The sequence below is a fragment of the Rubritalea sp. genome (assembly GCF_051252225.1).
GTDB lineage: Bacteria > Verrucomicrobiota > Verrucomicrobiia > Verrucomicrobiales > Akkermansiaceae > Rubritalea.
In genome coordinates this window covers 84,002-103,806 of the sequence record NZ_JBPOGE010000001.1, presented here as the reverse complement: position 1 = coordinate 103,806, position 19,805 = coordinate 84,002, and the positions used below count along the sequence as shown (strand labels likewise).

Here is a 19,805-nt window from a genome sequence, read left to right as displayed (position 1 = left end):
TCCCCTTCGTAAAAAAATGGAACCTTTTTGCAACTCCCATGAACTTTCATGGTTTCTCTTATTGAAACAAAAAGCACCATTATGAAAACAAAAACACTTATTTTAGGAATCACAGCTCTCACTATCCCAACCCTCGCTTTCGCTGAAGAAGGCGAAGAAAAAAAAGGCAAACATTCTGCTGAGCATCGCGAAAGAATTCTCGAAAGATTTGACGCTGACGGCGATGGTCAACTTTCAGAAGAAGAGCGTGAAGCCGCCAGAGAAGCCAGAGATGAACGTCACGAAGCATTCATTGCGAAATATGATACTGATGGAGACGGAGCTCTTTCTGAAGACGAGCGTGAAGCAGCTAAAGCTGCCATGAAAGCTCGCCGAGAAGCATTCATAGCCGAGTACGACACAGATGGTGATGAAGAACTAAGCGATGAAGAGAAAAAAGCAGCCAAGGACGATTTCATGGACACCTATGACACAGATGGCGACGGAGACCTTTCCGAAGACGAACTACAAGTAGCTAAAGACGCTGAAGTACACATCCCTGGTTCACGCAGACCCCGTAAAGGAAACCAAGGCGACAGCGAGTAATAAATTTAACTAGAACACATAAGTAATTAGAATGCCCTGCAGATTAATATCCTGCGGGGCATTTTATTACATGCAACAACCCCCAATAGGTATTCAGGGCATTTGTAAAAAAAAGAAAACTTTTTTGCAACTCTCCATCACATGGATGGTTTCTATCTCTGAATCTTACAAAACCATTATGAAAACAAAAACACTAGTACTCGCAATTTCTGCTCTCGCCCTTCCTACTCTCGCCTTCGCTGAAGCGGATGGTTCAAAAAAAGGCCCAGGTGGTGACAAAAATCGTGAGCACATGCTTGAAAAATTTGATGCTGACGGTGACGGCGAACTTTCCGAAGCAGAACGCGAAACTGCGAAAGCAGCAAGAGACGCACATCGTGAAGAGATCCTCTCCAAATATGATGCGGACGGTGATGGCAAACTTTCTAAAGAAGAACGCCAAACAGCTGAAGACGCTGGCGAAAAATTACCACCACATGGCAAAAAAGGTGGCAAAAAAGGCGGCAAAAAGTCCTCGGATGAATAACACCCTCATTTTTTCACTCTCATAGTTATATAACAAAACGTAGGTAACATACCCCACAGATGAAACATCTGTGGGGTATTATTTTATCTACGTAGCTCTTCACGCTGGTAGTCGACGATATGCCAGTCGCCATTTTTATTTTTGAGTAACTCTATAGTGTGGGTAACCCCAAGTAAATCGTCATCCATAATCCCCTTTTCTTGGGCGATCACTTTCACTTCACTTGGCTGTTCCATCGTATTAAATTCAGCCTTCACATCTACGATTAGCCCCATGAGATCTGGCGCCAACACCGACGTCACGATCGCAGTTGGTGACTTAGCCACTTCCTTTGAAAGCTTTCCCTGACGCTCTAGCAAAGTCGCCGCATTTACATCAGGCGTAGTCAGCCCACTCACGAAATGCTCTGGCACTTTTTTAACCTCATCGGCTACCACACTTATAATCGAACACGCACTTACCAAACAAATTTCTGAGAACTTATGCATAGCTCCATATTGTGTTAGCCATCTTGACTCCGTCAAGTCCCCCCTCCGTGATCGTTCGAGCGCCCCTTTCTTTTACATGAAATTCTTATTGCAAACGATTCTCAACTGCACTATCAATATCCCCGTAATGAAGCTCTTCCGCCGCCCCACTGACCTCGAAACTGATAGTGCAATGACACTAGCTCAGGCGAGCGTAGGGTGCTCAGTGCGCATCAATGCGATCAAAGGTTCAGCCTGTGATCGCTTACGCAGCATGGGATTTTGCGAATCTATGGAAATTAAAAAATTGAGCAACGGCCACAACCTACTTTGTTCTGTCTGTGGCACTAAAATGGCGCTCAATAAAAAGCTCGCTGACCAGATTCTAGTCTGTCCTGTCTAAAACAGAACTTTTAATTATGTCTACTTCGTCCGAGCAACACCTCGTTGCACTCGTTGGTAACCCAAATGCAGGGAAAACGACTCTTTTTAACGCGCTTACAGGGGAAAACCAAAAGGTAGGAAACTACTCAGGTGTCACTGTTTCACGTAAGTCCGGTAGCTTCCGGTCTCCTCACGGCAAAAAAATCGAAGTCGTCGACCTTCCTGGTTGTTACTCACTTTCACCACAGTCGCCAGACGAAGAGGTCACTCGCAATGTTCTGATCGGTGATCAACAGGACGAAGCGACACCTGACATCACCGTTTGTGTAGTCGATGCCTCGGCCTTAGAACGTCACTTACTTCTAGCCATGGAAGTCATCGAACTCGGCAAGCCTGTCGTTGTCGCACTCAACATGGTCGACCTTGCTGAATCTCGCGGTATTCACCTCGACCCAACACTTCTTTCCGAAGAACTCGGTGTTCCCGTAGTTCCTATCCAAGCGAATAAAAAGAAAGGTGTCATCGAGCTTAAGCAAGCACTTCGACTCCCTTTCCCTGCGACTGGAGCTCCAAAATGGAACACCTCTGGTGACACTGAGTCTCGCCAAAAAGCACGCACCGAATTCGCTCAAGTCATCTGCGGCGAAGCCGCTCGCCGCGAAGATGATGGCACACTCACCATCACCGACAAGCTTGACCAGATTCTACTACACCCCATTTTGGGATGGGTGGCTCTCATTGGTGTAATGCTCACAGTCTTCTGGACTATTTTCTCATGGTCCTCCTATCCCATGGACGCTATCGAAGGAGCCTTTGGGTCACTTGGTGACTGGGTCGGAGCCACACTTCCAGAAGGAGACTTCAACGAACTCATGGTCGACGGCGTGATCGGCGGTATTGCGGGCACCCTCGTATTCCTTCCACAAATCGTCCTGCTTTTTTTCTTTATCGCACTGCTAGAAGCCAGTGGATACATGGCACGCGCAGCCTTCCTCATGGATCGCGTGATGAACCTAGTAGGACTCTCAGGAAAGGCATTCCTCCCCCTACTTTCAGCACACGCCTGCGCTATTCCAGGAGTGATGGCTGCTCGCACTATCGATAGCGCCAAGGAGCGACTCATCACGATTTTAATTGCTCCTTGGATGTCCTGCTCCGCACGTCTCCCTGTCTATTTCTTACTCATAGCCATGTTGCTACCTCAGGCAAACAGCATTCAGCAAGCTCTCTTTTTACTAGCAGTCTATGCGCTAGGTGTCGTCACAGCTCTTATCGCAGCCCGCATACTTAAGGGACGTATCGCGGAAGATGACACCCCGAGCCATTTCATGCTCGAGCTTCCACCGTACCGCTTACCACAAGTAGGCTACCTTCTTCGTCACGTTTGGGACCGAGCATGGGCCTTTGTCAAACGCGCAGGCTCCATCATCCTAGCACTCTGTATCATCCTCTGGGCACTTCAGACTTACCCAAAACCAGCTGAAGGCACACCTGCAGCTGAAGACTCAGCGTTGGCTCTCGAAGAGTCCTACATGGGCCAAATCGGTCACGTAGTCGAACCGGTCTTTAAGCCGCTCGGTTACGACTGGCGCACAGCCACCTCAGTCATTACATCCTTCGCCGCACGTGAAGTCTTCGTTTCTTCACTCATGGTCACCTACAGTATCAGCGAGGACGATGATGAAGCCGATAGCTTACTCCAAGATAGACTGGCTGCTGCCACTTGGCCCGACGGACGGAAGGTCTACACACCGCTCACATTACTCAGCTTGCTCGTGTTTTTCATCTATGCACTCCAGTGCCTTCCTACTTCGGCAGTGGTTGCTCGTGAAACTAACTCTTGGAAATGGGCGGTTGCTCAGCTCGGAGGTATGTCACTTTTCGCATACCTCGCAGCACTTGCGGTTTTCCAAATCGGCACTTTATTAGGCTTCACCTAATATGCCTCAGACCATCATAGCCCTCAGCATTGTAGTTGTCGCCATTCTCGCGATTGCTTGGCGAGCCTATAAGTCACTCAAAAACTCCGCTTGCTGCGGAAGCTGTGGCTGCAGCGTGATGCCTCCAAAGGCAAAAAAGAAGCTGCTTGCTAAGCGTGCCGCGGCGAAAGCCAAACGCTAGGCTAGGTCATTTAACCACTAATCGAAGATAAGCTAGCGTTAGCAGCAATTGGTATTTCCTGTTGGAATGCCATCCATGTCCACACAAACTTCCACCCTTGCGCCTGCATGGGCTAGAATCATTCACCGGCTTTCCTCGCTCGGAGTCGTTGAAACAAGCTACAGCAACACCCTTGCCTCACACACGGAAGTTGGCACCTATCCCCGCCACATCATTTCGGCGCACGAGCACTCAAGCCAAAGCATTGATGGCTCCACTCAGTGGAACTTCCTAAATTGGCAGCAAGGATGGATTCAAAGACGACAAATACAACATGCCGTTGAAAATAAATTCCACTTTAGCTCTAAGAAGAACACAATTTTTCATCAGCTACGATTCTTAGAAACCACTCCAAATGAATGCCTTAACTGCCTGCTCCAACTCTTCTCATCCGGCGAAGACTGCCCGATAGTAACGCGTGCTCCCCAGCCAAAGAAATCTGGCCCACATTGGCGAAAAATCTCACACATCCTCGAGCACGCATTAGCTACCAACCGTTCTAACAACACTATCAAGCTCACTCTCTACACTGAAGGTGGAATTATTCAAAAGCTGATGAAGGGTGTCGAGCTCACCGAAAGCAAAGGCGCCTTCACACTCAGTGACGGCAAGCATAACAGCATTCGCCTAGATTCAGCTAATATCGCTCACTTACAAACTAAGCATCAAGGTAAATACCTTCAAACTACTCTCTACAACTCTCAACTTAGACCACAGGCAGTACTTAAACATTGCGCATAATAGCTCTTATGAATTCCACCTCTATCTGCAGCAGTATTGATTCAGACGCATGGATCATCAGCTTACCTCAGAATGCTCTTTTACGAGCACTTAATAAGTTTCATGAAGTCGATATTCAATCTTCGACCTCAAACATTCAACTTTCACGAGCCCTTACTCACCCAGAGTTCCTCGAGATAGATCAGCACATTTCAGTCCCCGAATCTGGCATCACATTCTCCCCAAAGGATATCACTAGCATCCACCTCCAATCAGGCACCCAGAACCACAGAGAACTCAGCTTAAGCCTCCATTTTAAAGAGGAAAAACTCAATTTCAGTTTTGATGCTACCCCCTATCATACACCACTCATTTCCTTGCTCACGCAGAGAGTTACAGAAGTCATAACCTCCAAAGAAGCTGAGGTTCACAATGTCAGGCATGAAAAGACCTGCCCATGCTGTCTTGAAGAAAAACAGAAAATTCGAAATAACCCAGCCAGACATCCCCTTTACAGCCTCTTGCTAGAACTCGCGCGCTCCAACGATCCGCTACATTTCAGCCACGACAATAGCATCTGCTCGAGCAATATTAGCATTAGGCCAATAGCCTCGACAGTGCATCAAGGAATCGTTCACCTCTCAGGGCCTCCTCAGCATCTCTCAGTAGACCTCACAGAAGTGTATAACGTCCGCGTTCACCTAGAAGTCACGAACGGCATCTCCCAGACTATACTCACCGCATACAACTCTTTTGGAGAAAGAACATTCAGAATCAGTCAAGATTCCGCCAAAAGCTTCCAGCGCTGGAACTCCATTCTCCAATCATGCCAAAAGAAAGCGACAACTAAGTAATCCCCTATTTACCTCTTAAAAAATGCGAGCTACTCACTGTTGCTCGCATTTTTTTATTCCAGAAGCACATCTACATAAAAAAGCGGCTCTCGAATGCATTACACTCAAGAGCCGCCCTTCACCTACATTGTCGTCGGACCTAGACGATAATGATCACCACAGAATCACGCCCAGACTATTGGGGCGTAATTCCTTAGTTTGGATAACAAATTTTCTTTCCACACTCGGAATGGTTCATCGATGTCGATGTCACAGTCCACTCTTTCAGCCAACGAATGAGCACCAGCAAAACCTAAGAACTTATCGACATTTTTACCACATTCACAGAACAGCTCATAACCACTATCGCCCAGTGCAAATACTGCATAATTGAGACCAGTCAACCTACCAGCCGACACACTAGATAGCGCTTCACAAAAACCATCAGCATCGTCCGGTGGATCCCCATCACCCCATGTACTAATAATTACGAAAATATGCTCCAGCGAATCGAGCCGTGAGAAATCGACGTCAAAAACGTTCTCACATTCACACTCGATCCCCATCTCCTGAATATCCTCCTGTAGCTCCATGGCGAGATCTTCAGCCGTCCCAGTCTGAGTGCCATAAAGCACCATATAACCCTTGCGATTCATGACTTCAGCATAGAGAGTTTTCACCTCATCGCTAATGTCTCCTTGCCTTTAATTGACGACTAAATGCTCACCATTTTTTGAAAAATGAAATTTAAGTGGAACCGCTTTAACCGAAAAACGCACTACTGGGGCGCTATCATATGCGCTGTACCAGTTCTCATCATTATTGTGACTGGTATCATGCTTCTTCTAAAAAAAGAAATTGCATGGATTCAGCCACCAACGATTAAAACTGAAAAAGGTGTGCCAACTCTCAGCTTCGGCCAAATTTTAGAGGCTTCACAAAAAGTCCCAGAAGCTGAAATCACTACATGGAGTGACATTGATCGGCTCGATGTCCGCCCGAGCAAAGGCGTCATCAAAGTACGATCTGAAAACAGCTGGGAAATCCAATTAGACCATGACAGCGGCGAGGTTCTCCAAGTTGCATACCGACGTAATGAATTGATCGAATCACTCCACGACGGGTCATGGTTTCACGAGAATGCCAAACTCTGGATTTTCCTCCCCAGCGCAGTCGTACTGCTTGTGCTATGGATCACAGGCATCTACCTCTTTGTCGTACCACTTCTTGTGAAGCGTAACCGCAAAAAGAAAAAAGCTGCTGATCTCATTAAGAATCATTAGAAAAGCGCTCTAAAAAGACGCACGCGCACCCAAGATCACTCCAAAGCCTGGAGCATTTGATCCAGAGCCGTGCGTACGATATGCTTCGTCCAACAGATTCTCTAATCCAAGCGTTAATTCGAGATGCTGATTCACTTGGTACCCTCCTCTGAGATGCACTAAAGTATAACTTGGAGTCCCTCCTGGCGGAATACGCTGCGTATCAGCTTTATCGGAGGAACTCAACTTATCGGCATCGTCCGCCCAAGTTCCCCCCAGCTCAGCCCAAAGCCTCTCATCACTGCGCGTCCAACGCACTGCTGCATTAACGGTAATTGGCATCAATCGACTAATCGGTTCCGTAACCGTCTCATTAGATCCAGCATCTAGAAAACTGTCGAGTTCACCATCTAACCAAGTAAAGTTACCAAAAGCCCTCCATCCCTCAGCAAAGGTATAGCTCCCGGCAATTTCAATTCCTTGAATATACCCCTCAGAGCTATTGCGCTTGGTTACCTCATGTAAGCCCTCGCGAATATTACCTGTCGGAGTACTCGTAATGTAATCTTCGATCCAAGTATAATAGTATGTCGCAGTAAGTTGATAATTCTCCTCCTCCGCCTTTACGCCAATCTCTCCTGTGAGAAATTGCTCTGGATCTAGCTCAGTAGCTGCAATCTCGATCTCATCAGAGCGACTGCCTCCGTAGCGGCTCAGATCGGCGATATTAGGTGCACGGAAGGATTGGCTCAGACCAGCCCACGCTTTCCAACTACCACGCTCATTGAGATCGTAAATCCCGCGCACTGACGCTACAAAGTTACTCCAGCTATCGCTATATGAGGCCGGCTGCCCAGTCACAGGGTCCTCGTATTTACCTATCTTAGCACGAGCATAGGTATAGCGACCGCCAATGATGAGGTCAGTCCTATCATTCAGATCGTATAGATCCTGAAGATAAACCCCTAAAGTATCATAAGAGGACTCATCACCCACAGGACCTTGAATCCTTACTTCATCCACACTCCCGTCAGCATTGTAATCCACTCGACCGGAGTCTACAGTATCACGATAAAAATCCACACCATAGGTGAGGCTATGACGATCAAGTAATGTCATCATTTCAAGATCTAAACCAAACATTCTGGAATCAAAAAACTCCTCGAGGGATTGGCCGCTCGACCTCTCACGCTCACCATCCTCATCCCAAGTTTGGTAGGACGCCGTAAGGCTAAGTTGCTCTAACCACGGGGAAATCTCCACACCGACCAATCTAGCATAGCTTAATGAGCGTTGCTGGTCTTTCAAGCGACGAAGGTCTGTACCAACTTCTGTCCCTGCGAAACTTTTAGAATAGATCGTAGAATGCGTCCTCCATACATCATCTTGTTCAAGACCTTGGTAGACTAGAGTAAGCGACCACTGATCATTAAACGCCATATCGAACCGCGCATCCCAAGCCTGTTCGTCATACCCCGTCTTATCTAAACTCCCCAAGTCTGCGGCTTCTATATCGCCAAAATCCTTCCAGGTATAGCCTAACAAAAGCCCCCATTCACCGCCTTCTCCCATTGAAAGTTCAGTACGAGAAATATGGCTATTTTCGGCAGAAGCGTAGCGATATGCTTGAGAACCGTGCACGTAGAACCCAGATTCTTCCACTAGGTAGTCTGATTGCTTCGACTGTAATCCGATCGTACCACCGATCGCATCGCTACCGTACAGCACTGAACCAGGCCCTTGTATGAGCTCGAAACCACTGAGCGATTCCATATCAATTAATGAAAAGTACTCGTTAGGGCCATCACGGTAGACTGAGTTATTATACCGAATACCATCAATCGTCGCTAGAGTCCGGTACCCAGTGAAACCGCGGAGATAAGGCGAACCTTGCCCGTTTGCTGTTTTCTGCACATTCACGCCAGGTTGCTCACTCAAAGATTCAACCACATTTCTAGCGAGGGTTTTCTCAAAATCTGCGCCAGTAAGACCGTACAAACTATAAGGAGCATCCTCCGGAGCTAGCTCAACACGTATCGCTTGCACCACAGCCACATCTAGCTCTTCCAAACTATCTTGAGCTCTCAACCTAAGAGATAAGCACAATAATATGGCCACTCCTATCAGTGAAATTGTCCGATACTGTGTGTGAGTCATACCCCTGCTGTGATAGGATCATGGATTTTTGTCAATCACTATTGACATTGAGTCTCAACAACAATAGATCCTCTCGACACACATCAGTTCAACAAGCTGAATTTCAGACATGAATACTACTACAAAAACTGTCATAGCAGCCCTTGGCACTGCTGCAGGACTTACACTTGCAGCCCAAGCAGATGAAAACCTTTGGATGTACACCAAAGGTACAGACACTCGCCCTAAAGGCAGCTGGGAAGTAAAACTCAGCGACATAGCCCGCATGGATAAAAAGGTCGGAGATTACTTATTCCACGACATCCGCCCAGAAGTCGAATACGGCATCACCGACAAACTCACAGTGTATGGTGAGGTTATGTTCTTTAATCACAAATATAGTGACATCCCACTCGACGAGAACGGTGATTCCCCGATCGATCCTATTGGAGCAGACGGCGACTTTAGCGATGTTCAGTATGCAGGCTTCGAACTTGGCATGAAGTACAATGTACTCTCGCCATATAAAGATGCCATCGGTCTTTCCTTTGGTCTAGCTTACGAGCATCGAGATGTTTACCGTCTAGATGGTGCTGCTATCGACCAAGACTCCATTGTCCCTTCTATCTACCTCCAGAAAAACTGGTTAGATAACCAGCTCACTCTCGCCTTCACAGGTAAAATGGAATTTGAACGCCGTCATTCACCATCTGACAATTCTGTCCACGGTGTACTCGAAGAGGAAATCGCATTCGACCTCGGACTTGGTCTAGCCTACCGCTTTGCTCCTAAATGGACAGCTGGTGTAGAATGGCGCTATCAGACAGACTTCGTGAATCCTGTAATCGACGGAGTGCCAGACGGAGACTCACAGCCAACAGACTTCTCTAGCTTTGGCGACCTTACTCTTGGTAACCAATTTCAATATGGCCACTACATTGGACCCTCACTCCACTATGCGGAAGAAGGCTGGTGGGTAACAGGTTCTGTACTTTGGCTCGTTAAGAGTGGTGGTGACGCGAGCCGTAACGGCGCAGTCGCTGACCTTGGTGGGGCATACGATGAGCACGAGCGTCTTCAAGTTGGTGTCACTATCGGCTTCGAATTTTAATATCCCTTATTCATAACACCACAAATCCACAATGAACCCTCTATCTCGTCGCAGCGCCCTTAAGAAAAGCCTTCTCACGACTGGGGCGTTCCTTGCTGGTTCAGGTTTTACTTTTGCCAAAACCTATCTTTCGACAGAGCAGGCAAAAAACCTCATCTTCCCCGGTGAGAAGATTACCCAGAAGACGGTAACTCTCACTAAGGAGCAGATGAAATCGATCAAAGCGAGCTCGCGCGTGCGCGTCTCTCGCAATACGATCAACGCCTACAAAACAAGCTCAGGGGCTTGGTTCATCGTCGACCAAGTGTATGGAAAACACGAATTCATTGACTTCGCCATTGGCATCACAGCTAGCGGCAAGGTCAAAGGCTTAGAAATCCTCACCTACCGTGAGAGCTACGGCCATGAAGTGCGCAATCCAAAATGGCGTGCACAACTCCATGGCCAGACGATCAATAGTCCATGTAAAATTGACAAAGATGTAAAAAACATCTCAGGAGCAACCCTTTCAGCCGTGCACATCACCGATGGAACACGCCGATTACTCCACACTTGGAACCAGATTCTTAAGAATCTCTAATGCGCTATATTAGTCGCTGCCGTCCACTTCTAGGAACCTTCGTCGAAATCACCGTCGAAGGTTCTCAGAGTGACGAGCAACTCCACGTACTTTGTGACAAAGCATTTGCAGAGGTTGAGCTCGTTCAGCAGCTAATGAGCTTTCATGACCCCGAGAGTGAACTCTATCAGCTCAATACTCTCCCCTCGAACACCCCACTCATACTGCACCCAGATACATTTGAAGTCCTTAGCTTTTCTAAAGAGCTCTACGAGCTGAGCAAAGGAACCTTTGAAATCTGCACTGCTTCCCATTTAGTAAAAAAGGGACACTTACCAGACGATGCAGCATTCTCTATAGCATCTCACGGAAATTCTTCTAACCTCAAGCTAGATCCATTAACTAGCTCAGCGATAAAGTCAAAGGACTGCCTCATCGACTTGGGCGGTATAGCTAAAGGATACGCCGTCGACAAAGCAATAAACTTTCTCTCATCGCAAAGCCTCCGTAATGCCATCGTTAACGCCGGTGGCGACATGCGAGCCATCGACTACGAGGAAATCCCGGTAGTCATTCGTCCGAGTGTTTTAGAAAATGTGGAACCGCTCACGACTACTCTCCGAGCTCCAGCTCTAGCGACAAGCTCTAACACCTTTGCTGTAACAACCGACTCGGGTGCTATCATTGACCCAGCTACGGGAAAAAGTAGCATTGACCAACGTAGCTTCAGCGTCTTTGCTCCGACCTGTATGCAAGCAGATGCGCTCACCAAACTGTGCATCCTCATTCAGGATCAACCTGAACTTCAGCGAATTTTAGACCATTTCGACGCGAGCATGCTTATTCATAACTGATCTCTAACTATGCTCCGCGTACAGATGAAAATGTCTTGGCCAGCTCGCGCGATACTTGCGCTTATCATCCTAACAAGCTGGTGCAGCGGGCTCGCATTTTATATTTTTAATAACTTCCTCGAGATCGAAGGTGAATTTGGCCCAGAGAAGCACCCACTTCAGTACACTATACTTAAAATCCACGGAGCTGCAGCCTTTGCGATGATTCTCACATTTGGTTACCTTTTGGCGTCGCACATTCCAATCGGTCTAAAGGCTAAGCGGGAACGTCTTGTCGGCCTAACACTCACCTTCATTCAGCTTGCTTTGATTGTTAGCGCTTACTTTCTCTACTACGGAGATGGAGATGGCGAGCTCAGGAGTAACATCCTTGTAGAGGCTCTAGCCAAACTTCTGCCACTTAGTGACGAACACAAAGAAATAAGAGAAGAAACATTCACGTTCCTTCTCCATTTCTACGCAGGTCTCTGCTACCCGCTATTCATCATTCTACACATCGTTCTCGGTAAAAGAAACTCGAACAAACGACGTGCAAAACGCAGGGAGCAGGCCGAAGCCGGCTCCATTGGTTAAGCTTTATTCCACTGTCACACTCTTAGCTAGGTTACGCGGCTGATCGATAGAACAACCACGTAGTCTCGCAACGTGATAAGAGAATAACTGCAATGCAGTGGTAGCAACAATTGTCGCTATGAAATGTGGACATTCAGGGATCTCAATCACCCAGTCACACGCTTCACGTGCTTCGTCATCACCTTCCGTAATCACTCCTAATACTGGAGCCTTACGGGCACGACATTCCTCTACATTACCTACAGTTTTTTCCTGACCAGGTCCCTTATTCATAAGAGCTACTACTGGCATATTTTCATCGAGTAGAGCAATCGGGCCATGCTTTAGTTCCGCAGCATTGTATGCCTCGGCATGAATGTAAGATATCTCCTTAATCTTAAGAGCGCCCTCAAGAGCAACCGGGAACATATAGCCTCGGCCGATGTAGAACATATTCTCAAACTTCACAAAGTGCTCTGCCACCTTAGCTATCTCATCATTCTTAGCTAATACTCTCTCAACAAGACTAGGAATATTAAGAATCTTTTGAGCAATGGATCTGCCGTTTTGAAGCGACATTCTGCGACCTCTAGCTAGCTTCAAGGCTATCATTAGCAACACTGAAACCTGACAAGTAAATGCCTTGGTAGACGCCACACTTATCTCAGGACCAGCGTGAAGGTAAATACCTCTGCCAGTTTCACGAGCGATAGTTGATCCAACCACATTTACCAAACCTGCCACCATTGCACCCTTATCAATCGCCTCTCTGACTGCTGCCAGAGTGTCAGCTGTCTCACCTGACTGGGAAATCGCTACGACTAAATCTTTGCTACCCACGATTGGGTTACGATAACGGAATTCGGCCGCCTGCTCAACTTCACCTAACATCGCAGCAAAATCTTCAACTGCGTATTCTCCTACTAGCCCAGCATTAAGTGATGTCCCGCAACCTACGATAAGGAGACGATGGAACTCAACAAGCTCACGAGGAGTCAGACCTAAACCAGACAAGACTGCTGTACCACGTTCCGCGTCAACACGTCCACGAATGGCATTACGAATAGCTTCCGGCTGCTCAAAAATCTCCTTCAGCATGTAGTGCTCATAACCGCCCTTTTCAGCAGCGTCTGCGGACCAATCAATGTCTGCAATATCACGTTGCACTGGTGAGGAGTCGAGCGTTCTAATATCGACTTTACCGTCTTCAATAACCGCAATGTCATTATCATCCAGATAGATCGCTTGGCGAGTATGGCTGATAATTGCTGATGCGTCAGAAGCCACAATTGTTTCGCCATCACCTAGACCGATCACGATCGGTGAACCTTTTCGTGCGACAATCAGCTTTCCTGGCTCATCTTCACAAATGCAGGCAATACCATAAGTACCATCTACTTCCTTCAGAGCCTTGGTAATGGCTTCGAGTAAATCACCTTCGTAGTAGTGATCTACTAGATGCGCCAATACTTCAGAATCTGTGTCGGACAAAAAGATGTGACCTTCAGCTGCTAACTTAGCTTTGAGACCTCGGTAGTTCTCAATAATCCCATTGTGCACCAGTGCAATACGTCCGTTGCCAGCTGGATGAGGGTGTGCATTCGCAGTTGTAGGGGGTCCATGGGTCGCCCAGCGGGTGTGAGCAATACCAACATGCGCTTGCTCATGATCAGGGTCATGTTGGTAATCACCTAAACTATCGACCAAGTTGGACACTTTGCCTTCTTGCTTATAAATTTTGATACCATCCTTGCGATGGATCGCTATACCAGCCGAGTCATAGCCACGGTATTCCAACTTTCTGAGCCCCTGGAGTAGGATGGGGGTTGCGGCGCGTACACCTGCATATGCTACTATTCCACACATAAATTTTTCTTTAGTTTTCTATTAAATCTGTCTCAACACTCGCGTTCGGTCGTGTCGTTGTATTAGGCCCTAATTTGCGACCAGGGTATATAGCAGTGTGTATGCCTGTATGCACATTATCACCAACAATTGTTCCTAATTTTCTTCTACCTGTATCCACTAGTGCACCTTCCACTATACTGCGATGATTTTTTCCATCATGCCTCAAATTTGAAGTCACCGTAGCTGCTCCAAAATTTGCGTTGGAACCAATCACGCTGTCACCCACATAACTAAGGTGACCGACCGAGCTACCATGCCCAACAATCGAATTCTTCACTTCGACTGCTTGACCGATATGAACTCCATCACCAATCGAAGTATTTCCTCGTATATAGCAGTTTGGCCCAATCTTGCAGTTTTTACCGATGACGGCATTTCCTTCAATAAACACTCCAGGAAGGATCCGTGTGCCCTCCCCAACATGTAGGACGCCCTCTACGTGAGCCGCGGCGCTGACCTCTCCAATAAAATTGTTTTCTTCAAGCGAGCCGACTAAGAATTCATTCACCTTGAGTAAATCCCAGGGGTGCAGAAGTAAAAAAGAGTTCTCAGCCAGCACCTTCAAGCCTTCACCTACACGCGCAAGCTCTCGACCTTCACTATCGATCAAAATAGTAGCCTCATCAGGTCCGGCTATTTTTAGCCAGTCATCAGGAGTCACCCAAGCATTTGCTTGCAGAGCCGCACCATCGGGAGCGAACTCCTGCTGCCATTCGCTCAAACTGCGTCCAGCCACAAACTGCGTACCTGGCACACTTCCCACAGCTAGCGGCCACCAATTTCCTACTTCAGTAGGTTCCAGTAATTGAATCATCTAAGCTGGGACTGAAATTCCAATAGTCTCATTCACTACCGCACAAATAGCGTCAGAAGCTGATTTCGCCAATTTTGCATCTTTGGCCTCTACAAGTACGCGAATTTTATTCTCAGTACCAGAGTATCTCACGAACACGCGCCCATCACTCCCGAGTCGCTCCTCTTGCTCCGAAATCACTTGCATCAACTCTGGCACTGATTCGATTGCTGGCTTATCAGCCACCTCAATCGCACTGAGTTCTTGAGGGAATTCGAACATACCATCCGCTAATTCAGAAAGTAGTTTCCCTGTATTCTTAAGCATTTGTAGGACTTTAAGCGCACTCATCAGCCCGTCACCGGTAGTGGCGCTGTCTGCAAAAATAATATGCCCTGAGTTTTCACCACCGAGAGACAATCCCTTCTCACGCATCCGTTCGATGACCAGACGATCTCCAACCCCAGTAGTCTCAACAGCAATCCCTTCTTTTTCCAAGGCTGCTTTTAGGCCTAGATTGCTCATCACTGTAGCAACCAAAGTATCCTTTTTAAGTTTACCTTGCTGCTTCAGAGCTTTGGCACAAAGACACATCATTTTATCACCAGAAACGACCTCACCTTTTTCATTCACGAAAATCACGCGATCTGCGTCGCCATCCAAACAAACTCCGACATCAGCCCCATGCTCCTTCACCAAGGCTGCAGTAGAGTGTGGGTACAATGCTCCCACCCCTTCGTTGATATTCTTACCATCGGGCTGAACCCCTACAGAAATCACTTCCGCACCTAACTCATCTAGCACGATTGGCCCGACTTGATAACCCGCGCCATGCGCACAATCAATCACCACCTTCAGGCCAACCAGACTCTCTGCGCCAATACTAGCCTTCGCATACTCAATGTATCTACCACTAGCGTCGTCGAGTTGAACTACTTTACCCAAATCACAAGCTATTTCAGATAGCGTGTCAGCAAGTATGATAGCTTCCACAGCCTGCTCAAGAGCGTCATTTAGTTTAAATCCGTCAGCTCCAAAAATTTTAATTCCATTATCCTTAAAAGGATTATGTGAAGCCGTCAGCATGATACCAGCATCACAGCCCATCGACTTTGTAAGGTATGCCACGGCAGGCGTCGGTACTGGACCAGTAAGTAGCACTTCAGCTCCTTCGGAAATGAGACCAGCAACTAGCGCATTTTCAAGCATGCTCCCAGACTCTCGTGTATCCTTACCCACCAGCACTTTATGCTGGTTAGGGCTTTTCGACTCCAAGACTCGCGCCACGGCACGACCCACACGCATAGCTACCTCAGGAGTTATCGGCCACTGATTAGCTTTGCCGCGAATTCCGTCGGTTCCAAAAAGCTGTTTAGACATAGATAGTTAATAAATATTAGTTACAGGTCAGCCCATACTTGATCATTAAAATCAAGTATCAGAAAATTTAAGAAAGCATACACCTGCAAGTGCCCTTGGCTATACGAATATTATGCTAACTAAGTCATGGGCCAGCCACATGACTTTTTTATAAAAGCCGCTTAATAGCGCTCTATCCAGATTTCTAGACTAGACAAGCATTGCTCCCTACCCTAATGCACTGCTTCACAGTCGCCCTCTACGGCACCTTACTTCATTAAACTATAAGACACCATGGCTCTCATCGTCCAAAAATATGGCGGAACTTCAGTAGGCTCACTCGATCGCATTCGTAACGTGGCTAGCCGAATCAAACGTCTCCGCGACGAGGGAAACCAAGTAGTCGCTGTAGTTTCAGCAATGGGCGGTGTCACCGATAAGCTCATAGCCATGGCGAACGATCTCACAAGTGAGCCAGCTGAGCGTGAACTCGATGTCCTCCTCTCTACTGGCGAGCAGCAGTCCATCGCCCTCCTCGTAATGGCGCTTCACGAACTCGGAGTCGACGCCGTTTCTGTCACTGGCCGCCAAGCGGGCATTGTCACTACAGGCTCACACACTCGAGGTAAGATTGAAGCCATCGACCCATCATTGATGAAGAAATACATCTCTGAAGGTAAGGTTGTCATCTGCGCAGGCTTCCAAGGCATCCGTGAAGACGGCATGATTCATACACTTGGACGTGGTGGCTCAGACCTCTCTGCCATTGCCGTAGCAGCAGCCGTTGAAGCAGACACCTGCCAAATCCTTACAGATGTTGATGGAGTTTACACCTGCGACCCTCGCGTAGTCAAAGACGCGCGTAAAATGCCGGAAGTATCCTACGACGAAATGCTAGAAATGGCATCCTCTGGCACTAAAGTGATGCAGTCCCGCTCAGTAGAATTTGCAAAAAAATATGGCGTGATCTTCGAGGTCCGCTCATCCTTGAACGATAATCCAGGAACCATTGTAACCGAAGAACACGATAACATGGAATCAGTAGTCATCCGCGGAGTCTCTATAGAGCGCTCCCAAGCACGCCTTACCATCACTGGCATCCCAGACGAGCCAGGTATGTCCGCCTCTATCCTCACCGCACTTGCTGACGCTGAGATTAACATCGACATGATCATCTCTAACATTGCTCACGACGGCCTCGCACGCCACTCCGTGACAATGCACAGCAATGACCTTGGCAAAGCACAAGCTGCTCTCAAGCCAATCCTTGCTAAGCTAGGTGAAAGCGCCGGCGTTGAAACAGAAGCGGGTATCGCTAAACTTTCTTGCGTTGGTATTGGCATGCGCTCCCACTCTGGTGTAGCAGCTAAGATGTTCGAAGCGCTTGGCAAAGCTGGCATCAACATCGGCATCATCACTACATCTGAAATCAAGATTGCCGTCACTGTCGACGAAACTCAAATTGAAGATGCAGCACGCGTAGTACACGCAGCCTTCGATCTTGATAAAGCTCCTGCAAAGTAAGCGGACTCCGCTTAAACCATTTTCTCAAAAAGCTCTAGCACTACGGTGTTAGAGCTTTTTTTATAGTCGAATACTATTTTTCTTATCGAGAAGGATCTTCTCACCTCTTGGAGAAACCGAATAAGTAGCTCGATGCACGCTGATAAGTAAGCCAATAGTAGCTAGAGTGAACAATAAGTTAGTTCCACCATAGCTAACAAACGGCAACGGCAGGCCGGTATTCGGAAGTACTGCTGTGGTCACCCCAATGTTCATCATCGCCGGGAGAACAACCGAACAAGTCAGCCCAATTGCCAACAACCGACCAAAAATATCCGTTGATCGAGCAGCTATCGCAATACCGTAGGCAGCGAGCATCACGAAACAAAATACGGTGAGTAGTGTCCCCCAAAGCCCTAGTTCCTCACCGAGAACTGGCAGAATAAAATCGGTATGAGCGAACGGGAGATACCCATGCTTTTCAAAGCCATTACCAATCCCAACACCTTTCACACCACCATTTCCGAAAGCGAGTAAGCCTCGATATTGCTGAAAGAAAAAACCTTGCTGAGCCTCTTTATTATCCGGCTCCATAAATGCCATGATTCGAGCCATTCGGTTAGGGCTCTGATACACTAAAAACGATAGCGCAGCCATACCGCCGACTCCTGCAGTCAATAGCCACCAAAGGCGCGTACCGGCCACATACATCAACGCAGCTCCAGCCGCAGCAAGCCCTACAGATGTGCCCATATCCTTCTCAAAAAAGATCAAGGCTATCAATAACCCTAAAATTGCTCCCGGAACGATAAAGCCATTTTTAAAATGCTTCACCTCAGACTGGCGGTGCGCATACCAACTTGATAGCGCTATCATCAGCGCTATTTTTGCCGGCTCAGATGGCTGGAAGGTAATCCCCGCTATCTGAATCCAACGCGATTCACCGTTCACCTCTTTCCCCACCCCTGGGATATAACAAAGTACCAGTAGAAATATTGCTAAAAGATAAATAGGAACAGCAAAGCGCCTAAAGATACGATAGTCGGTCCGCGCTAACGCTATGGCTCCGATAACTCCTACACCAAGAAATGAAGCCTGCTTCCAAAACAGTGAATACTCAGCACCCTCAGCTACCCACACACTCGTCGATGCCAACATCACCAAGCCTAGCACTACGAGTAGTGCCGTTGGGATGCATACCATGATGGCATTGCGACGGTCGATGGATGGAGAAGCCAAGTTTAGTATCTATTTGTGATGGAGAATCTGCGAGCTACCAGAAGTTTAAGCCAGTTGTTAGTTTACGGGTATCTTGAGAGTCATACCGGAGCGGAGCTCGCGTGGATTAGTCATCCCGTTGAGCTGCATAAGAGCATCCTGACTCACCTTGTACTTATTCGAAATTCTCCACACGGAGTCACCAGCCTGTACTTTATAAGTAGATCCGCCAGCTACTACTGGCTGGGCCTTTGGAGCACTATCTTCCACTATCACAGCCCTCGGAGCTGCACTAACAACGACAGGCTGAGCTGTAGGTGCCACTGTCACCACATTGGTTGAAGTTGGCAGTGGTGGTCGATCTGACACGGGAACATCTGTCGCTACCACAGCTTGAGACGCAGTCACCTTATTAGCCGGAAGGTATAGCACCTTTCCAGCATGAATAGTCGCGTTGTTATTCACTCGGCGCAGCTCATTCAAATCAACTTGGTGGCGTGCAGCAAATGCTTCATATGTATCTCCAGCTATAACTACATCGCTAGACAAACTTGCATTCACATTTCTAATATCCACACCAGTACCTTCTACCACTACAGCTTGAGCCATTCCTTCAGATTGCGTGCGCCCTTTATTCCACTGAATCCCTAAGTAAATCGCACCAATAGCGACAACGTGAAGCAGGAGAATCACTGTAAGCGCACGACCTATGCTCGCATTGGGCACTTCGGAGTCTAACATATCGGCACTGCCTGCCGCGCTCACACGCTGTTTACGGCGACGCGGAGAAGTCACTTTCGCATGTAGCCTGCGGAAGCCTTTCTTTGTCTGACGCTTAGTCTGTAGTTGTTTGTCTTTCATGGTAAGTTTTTCGG

The 19,805-nt window shown here is 47.6% G+C and carries 21 protein-coding genes; 13 read left to right on the top strand and 8 right to left on the bottom strand.

What is annotated here, in order from left to right:
• Window positions 1-81 precede the first annotated feature (81 nt).
• Together ACSHX2_RS00475 and ACSHX2_RS00470 are read left to right on the top strand one after the other, a co-directional pair.
• Complete coding sequence (locus ACSHX2_RS00475; protein WP_435689511.1) at window positions 82-585, top strand: hypothetical protein; 504 nt, start codon at window positions 82-84, stop codon at window positions 583-585.
• Window positions 586-763: 178 nt separating this feature from the next.
• Window positions 764-1,111 (top strand): hypothetical protein, encoded by a 348-nt coding sequence (locus tag ACSHX2_RS00470; RefSeq protein WP_435689509.1) that lies wholly within the window; start codon window positions 764-766, stop codon window positions 1,109-1,111.
• Between the two features lie 83 nt (window positions 1,112-1,194).
• Here the strand turns inward: ACSHX2_RS00470 and ACSHX2_RS00465 are convergent, their stop codons facing one another.
• Window positions 1,195-1,599: a hypothetical protein gene (locus ACSHX2_RS00465; RefSeq protein ID WP_435689507.1), complete on the bottom strand. Its 405-nt coding sequence runs from the start codon at window positions 1,597-1,599 to the stop codon at window positions 1,195-1,197.
• Window positions 1,600-1,675: 76 nt separating this feature from the next.
• On the opposite strand from ACSHX2_RS00465, the gene ACSHX2_RS00460 reads away from it, so the two are divergent.
• The 5 genes from ACSHX2_RS00460 to ACSHX2_RS00440 all read left to right on the top strand — a co-directional run bounded on the left by ACSHX2_RS00460 (window position 1,676) and on the right by ACSHX2_RS00440 (window position 5,696).
• On the top strand, window positions 1,676-1,981 hold the full coding sequence (locus ACSHX2_RS00460; protein WP_435689505.1) for a FeoA family protein: 306 nt from the start codon (window positions 1,676-1,678) through the stop codon (window positions 1,979-1,981).
• A gap of 16 nt (window positions 1,982-1,997) precedes the next feature.
• On the top strand, window positions 1,998-3,902 hold the full coding sequence (gene feoB, locus ACSHX2_RS00455) for a ferrous iron transport protein B (protein WP_435689503.1): 1,905 nt from the start codon (window positions 1,998-2,000) through the stop codon (window positions 3,900-3,902).
• Window position 3,903: 1 nt separating this feature from the next.
• The gene (locus ACSHX2_RS00450) at window positions 3,904-4,083 is read left to right on the top strand and encodes a FeoB-associated Cys-rich membrane protein (protein ID WP_435689501.1); all 180 of its coding nucleotides are present in this window, start codon (window positions 3,904-3,906) and stop codon (window positions 4,081-4,083) included.
• 75 nt (window positions 4,084-4,158) lie between these two features.
• A complete protein-coding gene (locus ACSHX2_RS00445) occupies window positions 4,159-4,863 on the top strand; it encodes a hypothetical protein (protein WP_435689499.1) in 705 nt (234 codons plus the stop codon).
• 8 nt (window positions 4,864-4,871) lie between these two features.
• Complete coding sequence (locus ACSHX2_RS00440) at window positions 4,872-5,696, top strand: hypothetical protein (protein ID WP_435689497.1); 825 nt, start codon at window positions 4,872-4,874, stop codon at window positions 5,694-5,696.
• Between the two features lie 164 nt (window positions 5,697-5,860).
• Here the strand turns inward: ACSHX2_RS00440 and ACSHX2_RS00435 are convergent, their stop codons facing one another.
• The gene (locus tag ACSHX2_RS00435; protein ID WP_435689495.1) at window positions 5,861-6,331 is read right to left on the bottom strand and encodes a flavodoxin domain-containing protein; all 471 of its coding nucleotides are present in this window, start codon (window positions 6,329-6,331) and stop codon (window positions 5,861-5,863) included.
• An 84-nt stretch (window positions 6,332-6,415) separates the two neighbouring features.
• Here ACSHX2_RS00435 and ACSHX2_RS00430 point away from each other — a divergent pair, with 84 nt between their 5' ends.
• On the top strand, window positions 6,416-6,958 hold the full coding sequence (locus ACSHX2_RS00430) for a PepSY domain-containing protein (RefSeq protein WP_435689494.1): 543 nt from the start codon (window positions 6,416-6,418) through the stop codon (window positions 6,956-6,958).
• 9 nt (window positions 6,959-6,967) lie between these two features.
• Here ACSHX2_RS00430 and ACSHX2_RS00425 read toward each other — a convergent pair whose 3' ends face one another.
• A complete protein-coding gene (locus ACSHX2_RS00425) occupies window positions 6,968-9,007 on the bottom strand; it encodes a TonB-dependent receptor (RefSeq protein ID WP_435689492.1) in 2,040 nt (679 codons plus the stop codon).
• Window positions 9,008-9,203: 196 nt separating this feature from the next.
• On the opposite strand from ACSHX2_RS00425, the gene ACSHX2_RS00420 reads away from it, so the two are divergent.
• From ACSHX2_RS00420 to ACSHX2_RS00405, 4 genes are read left to right on the top strand one after another with little or no spacing between them, the layout of a single operon-like run.
• Window positions 9,204-10,184, top strand: coding sequence for a DUF6662 family protein (locus ACSHX2_RS00420; protein WP_435689490.1), 981 nt, complete (start codon window positions 9,204-9,206; stop codon window positions 10,182-10,184).
• A gap of 31 nt (window positions 10,185-10,215) precedes the next feature.
• Window positions 10,216-10,764, top strand: coding sequence for an FMN-binding protein (locus ACSHX2_RS00415; RefSeq protein ID WP_435689488.1), 549 nt, complete (start codon window positions 10,216-10,218; stop codon window positions 10,762-10,764).
• Window positions 10,764-11,597, top strand: a complete 834-nt coding sequence (locus tag ACSHX2_RS00410) for an FAD:protein FMN transferase (RefSeq protein ID WP_435689486.1) — start codon at window positions 10,764-10,766, stop codon at window positions 11,595-11,597. Before ACSHX2_RS00415 ends, ACSHX2_RS00410 begins: the two co-directional genes overlap by 1 nt.
• A gap of 9 nt (window positions 11,598-11,606) precedes the next feature.
• Entirely contained in the window at window positions 11,607-12,170 is a 564-nt protein-coding gene (locus ACSHX2_RS00405) for a hypothetical protein (RefSeq protein WP_435689484.1), read from the top strand.
• A gap of 3 nt (window positions 12,171-12,173) precedes the next feature.
• Here ACSHX2_RS00405 and glmS read toward each other — a convergent pair whose 3' ends face one another.
• The 3 genes from glmS to glmM are packed head-to-tail and all read right to left on the bottom strand — an operon-like array spanning window position 12,174 to window position 16,230.
• Entirely contained in the window at window positions 12,174-14,015 is a 1,842-nt protein-coding gene (gene glmS / locus ACSHX2_RS00400; RefSeq protein ID WP_435689482.1) for a glutamine--fructose-6-phosphate transaminase (isomerizing), read from the bottom strand.
• 10 nt (window positions 14,016-14,025) lie between these two features.
• Window positions 14,026-14,871, bottom strand: a complete 846-nt coding sequence (locus ACSHX2_RS00395; RefSeq protein WP_435689480.1) for a hypothetical protein — start codon at window positions 14,869-14,871, stop codon at window positions 14,026-14,028.
• Window positions 14,872-16,230, bottom strand: a complete 1,359-nt coding sequence (gene glmM / locus ACSHX2_RS00390; protein ID WP_435689478.1) for a phosphoglucosamine mutase — start codon at window positions 16,228-16,230, stop codon at window positions 14,872-14,874.
• A gap of 273 nt (window positions 16,231-16,503) precedes the next feature.
• Between glmM and ACSHX2_RS00385 the strand changes: the two genes are divergently transcribed.
• A complete protein-coding gene (locus ACSHX2_RS00385) occupies window positions 16,504-17,733 on the top strand; it encodes an aspartate kinase (RefSeq protein ID WP_435689476.1) in 1,230 nt (409 codons plus the stop codon).
• Window positions 17,734-17,793: 60 nt separating this feature from the next.
• Here ACSHX2_RS00385 and ACSHX2_RS00380 read toward each other — a convergent pair whose 3' ends face one another.
• Entirely contained in the window at window positions 17,794-18,951 is a 1,158-nt protein-coding gene (locus tag ACSHX2_RS00380) for an FtsW/RodA/SpoVE family cell cycle protein (protein ID WP_435689475.1), read from the bottom strand.
• A gap of 57 nt (window positions 18,952-19,008) precedes the next feature.
• The gene (locus ACSHX2_RS00375) at window positions 19,009-19,791 is read right to left on the bottom strand and encodes a LysM peptidoglycan-binding domain-containing protein (RefSeq protein ID WP_435689473.1); all 783 of its coding nucleotides are present in this window, start codon (window positions 19,789-19,791) and stop codon (window positions 19,009-19,011) included.
• Window positions 19,792-19,805 lie beyond the last annotated feature (14 nt).